Annotated in this window: 15 protein-coding genes; 13 read left to right on the top strand and 2 right to left on the bottom strand. The window is 63.8% G+C overall.

Features of this window, described 5'->3' with window-relative positions:
* The first annotated feature begins 210 nt into the window (after positions 1-210).
* The 5 genes from B9C43_RS46620 (at position 211) to B9C43_RS46605 (ending at position 4,177) form a co-directional block, all read left to right on the top strand.
* Positions 211-1,764 (top strand): molybdopterin-dependent oxidoreductase, encoded by a 1,554-nt coding sequence (locus B9C43_RS46620; RefSeq protein ID WP_143447076.1) that lies wholly within the window; start codon positions 211-213, stop codon positions 1,762-1,764.
* A gap of 209 nt (positions 1,765-1,973) precedes the next feature.
* A complete protein-coding gene (locus B9C43_RS59035) occupies positions 1,974-2,273 on the top strand; it encodes a hypothetical protein (RefSeq protein WP_235039243.1) in 300 nt (99 codons plus the stop codon).
* Positions 2,222-2,587 (top strand): fasciclin domain-containing protein, encoded by a 366-nt coding sequence (locus B9C43_RS59030; RefSeq protein ID WP_235039242.1) that lies wholly within the window; start codon positions 2,222-2,224, stop codon positions 2,585-2,587. Before B9C43_RS59035 ends, B9C43_RS59030 begins: the two co-directional genes overlap by 52 nt.
* A gap of 241 nt (positions 2,588-2,828) precedes the next feature.
* On the top strand, positions 2,829-3,422 hold the full coding sequence (gene sigK, locus B9C43_RS46610) for an ECF RNA polymerase sigma factor SigK (protein WP_084433737.1): 594 nt from the start codon (positions 2,829-2,831) through the stop codon (positions 3,420-3,422).
* Entirely contained in the window at positions 3,419-4,177 is a 759-nt protein-coding gene (locus B9C43_RS46605) for an anti-sigma factor (RefSeq protein WP_084433736.1), read from the top strand. Before sigK ends, B9C43_RS46605 begins: the two co-directional genes overlap by 4 nt.
* Positions 4,178-4,816: 639 nt before the next feature.
* Here B9C43_RS46605 and B9C43_RS46595 read toward each other — a convergent pair.
* On the bottom strand, positions 4,817-5,395 hold the full coding sequence (locus B9C43_RS46595; protein WP_033390033.1) for a TetR/AcrR family transcriptional regulator: 579 nt from the start codon (positions 5,393-5,395) through the stop codon (positions 4,817-4,819).
* Between the two features lie 77 nt (positions 5,396-5,472).
* Between B9C43_RS46595 and B9C43_RS46590 the strand changes: the two genes are divergently transcribed.
* The gene (locus B9C43_RS46590) at positions 5,473-7,284 is read left to right on the top strand and encodes an ABC transporter ATP-binding protein (RefSeq protein ID WP_084433734.1); all 1,812 of its coding nucleotides are present in this window, start codon (positions 5,473-5,475) and stop codon (positions 7,282-7,284) included.
* 209 nt (positions 7,285-7,493) lie between these two features.
* Here the strand turns inward: B9C43_RS46590 and B9C43_RS46585 are convergent, their stop codons facing one another.
* Entirely contained in the window at positions 7,494-7,712 is a 219-nt protein-coding gene (locus B9C43_RS46585) for a hypothetical protein (protein ID WP_084433733.1), read from the bottom strand.
* A gap of 443 nt (positions 7,713-8,155) precedes the next feature.
* Between B9C43_RS46585 and B9C43_RS46580 the strand changes: the two genes are divergently transcribed.
* The 7 genes from B9C43_RS46580 (at position 8,156) to B9C43_RS46550 (ending at position 12,311) form a co-directional block, all read left to right on the top strand.
* Positions 8,156-8,533 carry a DUF2089 domain-containing protein gene (locus B9C43_RS46580; RefSeq protein ID WP_200826016.1) on the top strand — a complete coding sequence of 126 codons (378 nt, stop codon included), beginning with the start codon at positions 8,156-8,158 and terminating at the stop codon, positions 8,531-8,533.
* Between the two features lie 83 nt (positions 8,534-8,616).
* The gene (locus tag B9C43_RS46575; RefSeq protein WP_200826015.1) at positions 8,617-8,790 is read left to right on the top strand and encodes a hypothetical protein; all 174 of its coding nucleotides are present in this window, start codon (positions 8,617-8,619) and stop codon (positions 8,788-8,790) included.
* An 11-nt stretch (positions 8,791-8,801) separates the two neighbouring features.
* A complete protein-coding gene (locus B9C43_RS46570) occupies positions 8,802-9,224 on the top strand; it encodes an SHOCT-like domain-containing protein (protein WP_084433731.1) in 423 nt (140 codons plus the stop codon).
* Between the two features lie 324 nt (positions 9,225-9,548).
* Complete coding sequence (locus B9C43_RS46565) at positions 9,549-10,343, top strand: alpha/beta fold hydrolase (protein WP_084433730.1); 795 nt, start codon at positions 9,549-9,551, stop codon at positions 10,341-10,343.
* 55 nt (positions 10,344-10,398) lie between these two features.
* Positions 10,399-10,776 carry a DUF1048 domain-containing protein gene (locus B9C43_RS46560; RefSeq protein ID WP_200826014.1) on the top strand — a complete coding sequence of 126 codons (378 nt, stop codon included), beginning with the start codon at positions 10,399-10,401 and terminating at the stop codon, positions 10,774-10,776.
* Positions 10,773-11,540: an ABC transporter ATP-binding protein gene (locus B9C43_RS46555; protein ID WP_084433729.1), complete on the top strand. Its 768-nt coding sequence runs from the start codon at positions 10,773-10,775 to the stop codon at positions 11,538-11,540. Before B9C43_RS46560 ends, B9C43_RS46555 begins: the two co-directional genes overlap by 4 nt.
* A gap of 9 nt (positions 11,541-11,549) precedes the next feature.
* Entirely contained in the window at positions 11,550-12,311 is a 762-nt protein-coding gene (locus tag B9C43_RS46550; protein ID WP_084433728.1) for an ABC transporter permease, read from the top strand.
* Positions 12,312-12,331 lie beyond the last annotated feature (20 nt).

Here is a 12,331-nt window from a genome sequence, read left to right as displayed (position 1 = left end):
GTCAACTCCTGTCGTCGATCAGGAAAATGCCAGAACTTGGATGGGCAACAGATCGCGCCCGAACTACATTCGGAGCAGAACGGACGGCGGATGGGACGCCCAGGCAAACATGAGCCAGTCTCAGATGTCCAGACGATCACTGTCTAAAAAGGATCATGGGAAATCCTCGCGGAGCGCCATCCATCGAGAGCTCGGCAACGAATACCGGACATGGACCACGAACGCGACGCTCCCGCCGACAGCCGCAAGCTGTCCTTGCTCCGATCAACCGTGGTGGGCGTGCTCGCGGTCCTGGCGGCCTTGACCGCAGGCCATCTGATCGCTGGGCTGTTGAACCCGAACGCATCGCCGTTTTATGCGGTCGGCAGCACCGCGATCGACCTGACCCCCGCACCTTTGAAGGACTTCGCGGTCCGCAATTTCGGAACGAACGACAAACTTGTCCTGCTGGGCGGTATGGCCGCCGTCCTGCTGATCATCGCCGCCGTCGCCGGAATTCTGTCTCGCCGAAGCCTGTCGCCTGGTGTCATCGTCGCGGCCGTCCTCGGCGGGCTTGGCATCGCTGCCGTACTGACCCGGCCGGATACCGATGTCGTCGACGTACTTGCACCTGTGATCAGCCTGGTGGCCGGAGTCGGCATCTTCTTGTGGCTGCATGGCCTGGCTTCCCGGGCGACCGATGCCGACACTCTGAGCACAAGCACCAGCCGACGGCAGTTCATGTACACCTCCGCCGGAGTCGCGGTAGGCGTTGGTGTCGCCGGAGTAGGCGGCCAACTGCTTGCCGACGGCGTCGACGTCGAACGGTCGCGCAGCGCTATCGGCGATCTCGTCCCGGCCACCCGTGCTCCGGCGATCCCCGCAGGCGCCGACTTCGCGCAACTGGGCACGCCCAGGTTCATCACATCCAATCGGGACTTCTACCGGATCGACACGCTTCTCAACGTGCCGCGGCTGCGTGCCGAGGACTACGTGCTGCGTATCCATGGCGCGGTGGACAAGGAGCTTATGCTGCGGTTCGAAGACATCCGGCGGATGCGGCTGGTGGAACGCACCATCACGATGACCTGCGTGTCCAATGAGGTCGGTGGGCCGTACGTGTCCACGTCCAACTTCATCGGCGTGCCGCTGCGGGACGTGTTCGCCGAGGCTGGTGTGAAACCCGCTGCTGATCAGCTGTTCTCCACCAGTGTGGATGGGTGGACGTGTGGCACGCCGGTCGCCGACGTGCTTGACCGTGGCTTGCTGGCGATCGGCATGAACGGCGAACCGCTGCCTGCCGAACATGGGTTCCCCGCACGGATGGTCGTTCCCGGGCTGTACGGGTTCGTGTCGGCCACCAAGTGGGTGGTGGACATGGAGTTCAACAACTTCGCGGACAAGCAGTCGTACTGGCTCAAACGCGGCTGGGGCCAGAAGGCTCCCATCAAGACCCAGTCGCGGATCGACGTGCCGGTCGGTCTGTCGACCGTCGGCCCGGGAAAGATCACCGTCGCCGGAGTCGCATGGTCTCAACCCCGGGGCATCGCCAAGGTCGAAGTCCGTGCAGACCAAGGAGAATGGGTGACCGCGCAGCTCGCCGACGAGGTGAACACCAGCACGTGGCGGATGTGGCGAGTGGGCCTCGACCTCAAACCCGGACTGCACACAGTGGAATGCCGTGCCACTGACAAAGCCGGATACACGCAGACTGACCAACGAGTGCCCCCGATCCCGGACGGCGCAACCGGCTGGCACTCAACGGCCTTCACAGTGCAAGGATGACAACGAACCCTCGAAGGAGCCCCACAGCGTTCCGTGTCGGAGTCGGGCACCCTTGTACATCACTCGCTACCGCTATCTGTCGGTCACGGCGATTGAGCTCGGCGCCCTCGATCGGTTGATGCCCAGAAATATTCCCGTTTCTGCCAATCCACTTCGAACACTGTCTCGAATACCTGACAGATGTACAAAATCCCAAGGAGACCCTAGCTATGCGTTTGCCACGTACAGTCGCGGCGGTCGTCGGCGGAATCGCGCTGATGACCATGGCCGCGTGCGGATCCAGCGACACCGCGTCGACTGGGAACCAGCCCCCAGCGCCGGCGCCCACAACTCAGCCGATGGCAGCCCAGTTCGGTCCAGCCTGCGACGCTGTGCCGAAGGAAGGTGCTGGCAGCTTCGAGGGCATGGCCAAGGACCCGGTGGCCATCGCGGCGTCAAACAACCCCGCACTGTCTACTTGGTCGCCGCGGTCAAGCAGGCCGGTCTGGTTGACACGCTCAACGGACTGAAGGGCATCACAGTGTTCGCGCCGACCAACGACGCGTTCGCCAAGATCCCGAAGGCTGACCTGGACAAGGTGCTGGCCGACAAGGCGACGCTGACCAAGATCCTGACCTACCACGTCGTCCCGAAGACGGTCACCCCGGCCGAGCTGGCGAACGGCAACTTCGACACCGTCCAGAAGTCCAAGCTCACCACGATGGGCAGCGGCCAGAACTTCACCGTTGGTTCCGCGGGCGCCAAGGTGGTCTGTGGCAACGTCAAGACCGCCAACGCGACTGTCTACATCATCGACACGGTCCTCATGCCGCCTGCGGCGTAACACAGCAGAACCGGAAGCGGTTGTCATCTCGCAGAACGAGGTGACAACCGCTTCCTGGCGTAGCCGCCATGGCTCGGCGCGGTCACACGGAAGAAGAGGCTGGCTCAATGCGTGCCCTCCAGAGCGGGATCGGCGCACCTCGCCCAGCCCAACCCACACGACTAGAAACGCCCTCGCAGAAGCAATCCGACAAGGGCTCCGGTGACGAATGCACTGTAGACCGACCTGGCAAGGAGTGGTGATGCGGGAACGCATGCAGCGAACGATGTCGCAGCACGACACGCACGCCCCCGTAAGCCTGGAGGAGCTTCTGCCCCGAGTGGCCCACGGTGACGACCACGCTTTCGAACAGTTCTACCGCCACCTCTCCAGCCCTGTCTTCGGTCTCATCCAGCGTGTCTTGCGCGACCCTGCGCAATCCGAGGAAGTAGCCCAAGAAGTGTTCCTTGAACTGTGGCGCACGGCGACCCGTTACAGCACCGAATTGGGCAGCGTGCGCTCATGGGCATTGATGATCGCCCATCGAAGAGCGGTGGACCGGGTACGTGCCGCCCAAGCCAGCGGCGACCGGGACGCCAAGGCTGCCCAAGCAGACATCACCCGCGAGTTCGACCAGGTGAGCGAAGCCGTCATGGGCAAGCTGGAGCGCCAACAACTACGGCGCTGCCTGGACAGCCTCACCGAAGTACAACGTGAGTCCGTACGACTCGCCTACTACCACGGCTACACCTACCGAGAGGTCTCCCAACTCCTCGACTGTCCACTCGGGACCATAAAAACCCGGCTACGGGACGGTCTCATCCGCCTCCGCGACTGTCTAGGAGCCAGCACATGACCGTCACCCACGAAGCGCACACGCTCACCGGGGCCTACGTTCTTGACGCCCTGTCCGATACCGAACGAAGAGCGTTCGAACACCACATGTCCGGCTGCCCGGCCTGTTCCCAGGAAGTGGCCGAACTAGGCGAGACAACCACCCGCCTCGCCGTCGCCACGCTCACGCCCGTGCCGCCCGCTTTGTGGCAGAAGGTGTACGCAGCCATTGGTGTCACACGCCAGCTACCACCATCGGCGGACGTAACCCCCGCCTCGCATCCGGCGCGCCGGCAACGTGGGCTGTGGCCCACTCGCATCGCCGTCACCGCGGCAGCGGCCGCTGTGCTCGCCGCCGTTGCCCTCGGAATCCCGCTCAATAACCGGGCAAACGAACTGGAACGCCAGTTAGCTGTCAGCCAGAGCCAACTCGATGACATCAAAGCCGTTCTCGGTGCCACAGACGCCGAGATCTCCCAACAAACTGAACCCGACGGCCGTGCCGTGACGATGGTGATCTCCCGGCAGGCCAACGGAATGTTGCTCATGGCCCGCGGGTTGCCGGAGTTGCCGCCCACACAGTCTTTCCAAGCCTGGTTCGTCAACCAAGAAGGGAAGAAGACCTCGGCCGGTCTGCTCAACTCACACGGCACGCTACTGGCTACTGATGTTGCTGCCGCACACAACGCAACATTTCTCGCTCTGACTGTCGAACCGCGCGAAGGATCAGCGACTCCCACAGGCAGCGTAGTCCTGACCGTCCCCGCACGCTCGTAACTGGAGCACGAATCCAAAAGTCGCGAAATAGGGTCACACGATTGTTTCAGGATCAGGCGCCCGTTCGGGTGGTGTTGGGAGCAGGACGTTGCCAGACGTCATGACTACCAAGTTGACACTCGAGAATTCTCGTTCGCCCCCGAGTGTCCCCTTGGCGATGTGTCAGACAAGTCATCAAACGCCGAATGTCTATAGTGGACATCACAGCGGCGTGGCCGCTCCACCGGCGAGTTGCGCTGTCTCGGCTTCGACTCGGGCCGAGTACCGGTCGGCTGCGGTGTCTCTCACCTGTGTCAGTGTGCCGACCGCCACGGGTGTGCGACTCTCGTTGGATAGCATGACTTCCGTTACGCCGGCCTTCAAGTGCACTGTCGCGCCGCCTGACACACACCACCTCCACGGGTGGTCAAGTCGCCGTCCGCGACACGGCGGCCGGACAGAGTAAGACTCAACGTGTTGCGGCCCATTGCGAGAACGGATGTAGTTGAGGTGCCAGCCAAGGGTGAGATGCGCGATCACGTGGAGCGGCTGGAAGACGAGGCCGGTCGACGCGCGCTCCGCCGCGATCACCGCGGGCGATCAGGAAGACTCTGCTGGCGCAGAAGAAACTCGTGACCGTCTCGGACCGGCCTCGGCGTGTCAGTGGCTGGCCAGGCCGTGCAGGAAGGTACGCACCGCCAGGTCGGCTGCGAGATGGCGGGGCAGTGTGCCGGCGCTGATCGATTCGGCGGCGGCGAATACGAGTGCGTAGAAACATCCGGCTGCCCATGACGGGGCGACGTCGGCAGCGAGCGCACCCTGCTGCTGGGCGCGGGTGATGAGGGTGGCCAGTTCCTGCTCGTCCTGATCCTCGTTACTGGTCCAGTATGGATTGTCCTTGAACCGGTGGGCGTCGCTGAACAAGAAGAGGATCAGGTCGCCGACGTCGATCATGGCCCGCATCAACGCGTCGAGCTCTTCAGCGGCCGTGGTGCAGCTGGCCGTCGCTTTCTCCGACACTCGCTCGATGGTTTCGGTGGCATCGACGAGGGCGGCGTCGACCAGAGCCTGACGATCGGGAAAGTACCGATGCAGGGTGCTCCGGCTGACCTGGGCGCGGTCGGCGATGTCGCCCAGCGACGCCGAGAAGTCACGGGACCACAGCGAAAGGGCTGCGTCGAGAACTGCTCGGCGCGTGCGCTGCCGCACTCCCGTGGTGGGCTCATCACCGCTCGTCACGTCCTTATATTACTGACGCACTGCGCTTTGACACATCGCGATAGCAAAATAGGACATCGATGTGTCATTATCGGTCTATGACGTACGCATTGCCGACCACCACTCCCGACCCGGGTGCCACGCCGGACATGCCGATGCGCGGGAAGATGGCGCTGCTGTGGTCTTACGCCAAGCCGCACCGGGTGATGTTGTTGTTGGGTGTCGTCCTGGGCTTACTCGGCACGGCTGCCGAGCTGGTCACGCCGCTGGTCACGAAGGAAGTCCTCGACGGGCTGGCCGTGGACGCCTCACTACGCGGGCCGATCACCGTGCTGGCGGTGCTGCTGGTCGCGGGTACCGTCATCGGGCTGATCCAGGCGATCATGCTGGGCACACTGGCCGAACGGATCATCCTTGCCACCCGCACCGGCATGATCCGTCACCTGCTGGGTGTGCGTGTCCCCGAGTTGTCGCACCGGCCGAGCGGCGAGATGGTCGCCCGGGTCACGTCGGACACCCTGCTGATCCGTGAGGCGACCACCTCGAGCATTGTCAACGGTGTCAACGGGTTCGTCGGACTGATCGGCGCACTGGTCCTGATGGGTGTGCTCGATCTTCCCTTGTTGATGACGATGATCGTGGTGATCGTCATCGTCGGTGCCGCGGCAGTGTTCCTGATGCCCGGACTGTCCAAAGCGCAGCAAGACGCACAAGCTGAGGTCGGGTCGATGGGTGGCCGACTCGAGGGTGTGCTGCGCGCATTGCGCACCGTCAAGGCCAGCCGCGCCGAAGCCCGCGAGGCCCAGCGGATCGGTGACTTCGCCCGCCGCTCCACTCAGAAGGGCATCCGCGCGGTGAAGATCGAGGCCGTTGCCTGGACCATCACTGGCGGCGGCGCCAATCTCGCGATCATGCTCGTTCTCGGGTTCGGTGCTTGGCGCGTCTCCACCGGTGCGCTCGAAGTGACCGCTCTGATCGCGTTCCTGCTGTACGCGTTCCAGCTCGTCATGCCGGTGATGCTGCTGACGATGAGCATGACGGCGATCCAGTCCGGGCTCGCCGCAGCCGCCCGGATCGCCGAGATCCACGCCATCCCACTGGAAGCCGACGACGTCGCCAGCCCTCCAACCGAGACGAGGCCGGCCGATTCCAATGCCCTTGTCCTGCATGAGATCCGGTTCCGCTACACCCCGGACGCGCGACCGGCGCTGGATGACGTCTCGATCACCATCCCGCGGCGGGGACACACCGCGATCGTCGGTCCCTCTGGTGCCGGGAAGACCACCGTCTTCTCGCTGCTGCTGAAGTTTCTCCGGCCCGAACACGGGGAGATCCATCTCGACGGACGGCCGTTGAGCCAGTGGACGCTCGACGACCTGCGCAGCCGCATCGCCTACGTGGAACAGGACACTCCGCTGGTTCCCGGGACCCTGTACGAGAATCTGACCTATGCGGCGCCAGACGCCGACGATGCCGACATATGGCGGGCACTCGAAGTCGTGCGCATGGACGAGCGCGCCCGCGCTCTGCCGGACGGGCTGAACACCGACATCACCGCATCAACATTGTCAGGTGGGGAGCGACAACGTATCGCGCTCGCTCGGGCACTGGTGGCCGATCCCGAGATCCTTCTCCTCGACGAGGTCACCGCCCAACTGGACGGGCTCACCGAAGCGGCGGTCGCACAAGGCATCCGACGCCAAGCGGGACGGGGCGCGGTCGTCACCATCGCCCATCGGCTTTCCACCGTGATGGACGCGGACCAGATCATCGTTCTCGACGCCGGCCGCGTCCGCGCCATTGGCACCCACGACGCCTTGCTCGAAACCGACGAGCTCTACCGCGAACTCGTCGCCGCGCTACGGATCGCAACTGCGGGACCAACTGGCCAATCGCTGGTCAACTCCTGAGCAGGGGCATGATGCTGTTGCGGCAGCGGAGAACCCTTCCGGAAGCTTGTCCATCAACATCTTCCGCGATGTGACTTTGGAACTGCCGTCACCGCGCCTGGCACATACTCCTGCTGTGGGCGGGGACTTCTGCTTTGAGCGGTTGGGCCGCCTGTCCGCTTCGGATACGGCGAGTCGAGCTGTGACTTCGGGGTTCTTATACTGTGACGTTAGGTCCACTCCCCTTCGAAACCCGTCTGAACTAGCTGTTGTTGCTGGTCAGGCGGGTCTTTGTATTTGGTGGTTGATCTCCTTTCGATCGTGTTGTGGTGACCCTGCTTGTGGTTCTGGAGCAGTGGCTCGGTTTCGTTGCCGTTGACCGCGGGCCGCAGCACGCGGCGGATGAAGGTGCTGCGCCACAACCACTTTCCGCTCTGGGTGGTGAACACGAACTCGTTGTTGTGCTGCTGGAGATGCTGGCGGAGCAGCCCGATCAGGAACGGTGGCAGGGTGATGACCCGAGCGGAGGACGCGGTTTTGGGTGCGCCGAGCCAGCGGCTGTGGCCGCTTTCGTGCAGGGTGCCGGGTGCGTGGGTCGATGTCCAGTGCGGTGAACCAGGTGGCGACCCATTCGCCGAGAGTGACCTTGGCCGGTCCTGTGGTGGGCCGATCGGTGTGGACGCGGTGGTTGAGGCGCGCTACGCAGGCCTCGGCAGCGAGTTTGGTGGGGAAGCCGGAGATCAACCTGGTGTACCCCGCTTTCTGACCCCAGCGCAACGTCGCCGACTGGCCGTGACGGGTGGTTGACAGCGCGAAGCCAAGTGAGGCGTTGGTTCAAAAAGTTAAGATCAACTTATTGAAAGTTAATCCCGAGCCGGGTACAACTTGAGATATGGCAGATGGGGCGATGGACTGGCAGGAACTCACGAACCTGACCCGGGGGCAGCCCTTCGTCGTCGAGCGGGTGCGTCTGACCGGCAACGGCGTCGCGATCGAGGGCGAGTTCGAGCTGCCGCAACTCGCTCAGCTCGCCGTCGAGGACCAGGTCTTCGTCACGGCGTTCGTGCGGTGTCACGGGTCCATCAAGGAGATGGAGCGGATCTTCGGGGTGAGCTACCCGACGATCAAGTCACGGCTGAACCGGATCACGCAGATGCTCGAGTTCGTCGAGACCGATCCGGCTCCGTCGCGGGCTGATGTCATCGATCGGTTGCGCCGTGGCGAGATCACCGCGCAGGAGGCAGTGTCCGAACTGGAGGGTCGAACATGATGCCGCAGCTGGTGACCGTGCGAGTCCGACGACCGGGTCGTCGCACCATACGAGTCTGGATCCCTGTACTTCCCGTCGTTCTCGTGCTCTCACCGATCCTGGTCCTGGTGGCCGTCGGGGTGGTCGTGGCCTGTCTCATGTACCAGGTCAGCGCAGTGCGGGCGTTCGGCACGGGGTGGCGCATTTTCTGGGCGTTGCCCGGCACCCGGTTCGACGTCGAGCAAGGCGGTATGGCTTTGCTGGTTTCTATCCGATAGGAGGGGTTTCGATGAACGAAGAGCGCAAGGGTGTCCTGGACATGCTGGCCGAGGGCAAGATCACCGTGGACGAGGCGGAGCGGCTGATCACCGCGCTCGAACGCGACCAGCCGACGGCGGCGTCAAGTACTGAGGTCCGGCCGAAAGGAAAGGCCAAGTACCTGCGGTTCATGGTGGACACCTTGGAGGACGGTGAGCGGACGAAGGTCAACATCCGGGTGCCGCTGCAACTGCTGCGTGCCGGCGTGAAGCTGGCTGCGCTGATCCCGCCGGTGGCGGTGGAGAAGGTCAACACCGAACTGACCAAGGCGGGCGTGCCGTTCGACCTGGGGCAGCTCAAACCCGAGCAGCTCGAGGAGCTCGTGAACCACCTCGACGACCTGACCCTCGACGTCGACCAGACCGACACCACAGTGCGCGTCTTCTGCGAGTAGGTGCCGTCAGAGTTGGACGGATCCTCGAGAGGGTGCTGGAACACCCTCCCGAGGCCGCGCCCGCCAAGGCAGAGCACGGTTGAACCGCAACCTGAACTCTAGCCGCACATCGGCGCGCTGCGCAGGGACCACTCCGACAACGTGGTCCTTCCTACTCAAGCGTTCGCAACGGCCATGTCAGCACGGTGACTGCCCCGTGTCAGGACAACGGGCGATCGTGGCTGCCGTGGTCAGTTCAGCGATGCGGTCCCGGGGCAGTGAAAGGCACCGGCGTGGACGCACCCATCGCTCCTGATCCATTTGTGGCTTGGAGGACAGAAACCCATGACCGTCAAGCAATCCGCGTGGACCGGCATGCTGCCGGTCGATGACACCGCGCTGTACGTGACCGACACCGGCGGCAGCGGCCCGCCCGTGGTTTACCTCAACGGCGCCTATGCCGACCAATCGCACTGGCGGCGCGTCATCGCCGAGCTTGGCAGCGACTATCGGCACATCACCTACGACGAGCGCGCTCGCGGCAAGTCGAAGCGCTCGGCGGACTATTCGTTCGAGGCGTGCCTGCGAGATTTGGACGCCGTGCTCAAGACAAGAGGCGTGGACCGTCCGGTGCTGGTCGGCTGGTCCCTCGGCGGCATCCTGGCCTGGCACTGGGCCGACCGGAACCCAGACCACGTCCTTGGGGCGGTGATCGTGGACGCCTTCCCGGTCGGCGTGACCGATGAGGCAGGCCAGGAGCACATCCGGAAGATGTTCCGCCGATTGCGGTTGTTGTTCCCGATCCTTGCCCGGTTCGGCCTGGCCGCGCGGATGACCGCTGACCAGCACGCCGAGTTCAACATCGAGGCCAACGAGATCGCCGCCGCGAGTGTGCCCGTCATCGAACGCCTGACCTGCCCGGTGTGGTTCGTCATGGCCACGGGGGACAGTCTCGGAACCAAGAACGGGGAAATGGAACAGGGGCGGACCGTGCTCGATCCGATTCTCGCCCGCAACCCGAACATCAAGGTGAGCGCGAAGGTCGCGAGCAACCACAGCAAGATCTTGCGCAACGACTCGCCCGCCGTCGCTCAGGCCGTACGCGAGCTCTTGGCTGCCCACGGCCGCACGGTCGGTTGAGCTGTCGGATCCATCCTCACAGAACTGCTCGAACAGCTCCACAAAGGAGACCGAGATGACCATTTCTGACACCGGAAAGGTCGGCCTCATCGCCAAGATGATCGGCCCTAAGCGACGGTGGCGGCAATACAAGGCACGCGTGAAAGGACTTCCGCCGAACTATCGCACGGCGGTCGAGGCGATCGAGCGCTACATGATGCACTGGGTCCCAGCCGAAAGCGACAGCGATGCGTCGAGGTTCGAACACCTCGCCGAGGTGTTCGAACAGGCCGCGGCGGACGGAACCCCGATCCGCGAGATCGTCGGAGAGAACCCGGTGGAGTTCGTCGACGCGTTCGTCCAGAACTACTCGGAGGGTGGCTACGTCCCCGCCCGTGCACGCAAGCAGCTGGTCGACGCCATCGCGCGCGCCGGGGAAGTGAGTACCCCATGACCGAACCGGCGATCCGTGTACGGGATCTGGAGAAGTCGTACAAGGACCTGCATGTGCTGCGTGGCGTGGACTTCGATGTGGCGCGGGGCAGCATCTTCGCCCTGCTCGGCTCCAATGGGGCCGGCAAAACCACAGCCGTGAGAATCCTGTCCACGCTGCTCAAGCCGGATGCGGGATCGGTCAGCGTCAACCGTTTCGACGTCGCAACGCATCCGGCGAACGTGCGAGAGTCCATCAGCCTTACCGGACAGTTCGCGGCGGTCGACGACATCCTCAGTGGTCGGGAGAACCTCGTGCTCGTCGCGCGGCTGCGGCACCTCAGTAATCCGGGCCGGATCGCGGATGATCTGCTGAGGCGTTTCTCGCTGACCGACGCGGCCGCGCGGAGGGTGGCGACGTATTCGGGAGGTATGCGTCGCCGCCTGGACATTGCGATGAGTCTGATTGGGAATCCGCCGGTCATCTTTCTCGACGAGCCGACGACCGGGCTCGACCCCCAGGCGCGCATCGAGGTGTGGAACAGCGTCAAGGAACTTGCCAGGCAGGGGACGACGGTGTTGCTCACGACGCAGTACCTGAACGAGGCCGAACAGCTCGCCGACCGGATCGCGATCCTCCACAAGGGACGGATCATCGTGAACGGCACCCTGGACGAGCTCAAGCAGTTGCTCCCGCCGGCCAAGGTCGAATACGTCGAGAAGCAGCCGACCCTTGAGGAGATCTTCTTTGCCGTCGTCGGTGACGACTCCAACGCAGGCACGTGAGGAACGACGATGAACAAGCACTTCTTCGGTGACACCGCTGTCCTGTTGGGACGGTCCCTGAAGCACATCACGCGCAGCCCGGACACCATCATCACCACGGCGATCATGCCGATCGCCATGATGCTGATGTTCGTGTACGTGTTCGGTGGTGCGATCGACACCGGGTCGGAATCGTATGTGAACTACATGCTGCCCGGCATCCTGCTCATCACGATCGCGTCCGGCATCTCGTACACCGGGTTCCGGCTGTTCAACGACATGAAAGGCGGTATCTTCGAGCGATTCCAGTCCCTGCCGATCGCCCGGTCAGGTGTGCTGTGGGCGCACGTGCTGACCTCGCTGGTCGCCAATCTGATCTCGCTCGTGATCGTCGTGGGCGTCGCTGTGCTCATCGGCTTTCGTTCGAGCGCGGGAGTGCTGGCCTGGCTCGCGGTCACCGGCAGCCTGATCCTGTTCACCCTGGCGTTGACGTGGATCGCTGTCCTCGCCGGCCTTTCCGCGAAATCGGTTGAAGGTGCCAGCGCGTTCTCCTACCCACTGATCTTCCTGCCGTTCCTCAGTTCGGCATTCGTGCCCACGGGGACGATGCCGGGCCCGGTGCGCGCCTTCGCCGAGAACCAGCCGGTGACCTCGATCGTCAACACGGTCCGCGACCTGTTGGCAGAGCAACCCATCGGCACTGACATCTGGATCGCACTTGCTTGGTGCGGCGGCATTCTCGTCGTCGCGTATGTCTTCGCCACGGCCGCTTACCGCCGCAAGATCTCCTAGTGACCGTGGCCCGAGGTCGT

This window comes from Kibdelosporangium aridum, from assembly GCF_900176515.1.
GTDB lineage: Bacteria > Actinomycetota > Actinomycetes > Mycobacteriales > Pseudonocardiaceae > Kibdelosporangium > Kibdelosporangium aridum.
This window is presented reverse-complemented; position numbering and strand designations above follow the sequence as displayed.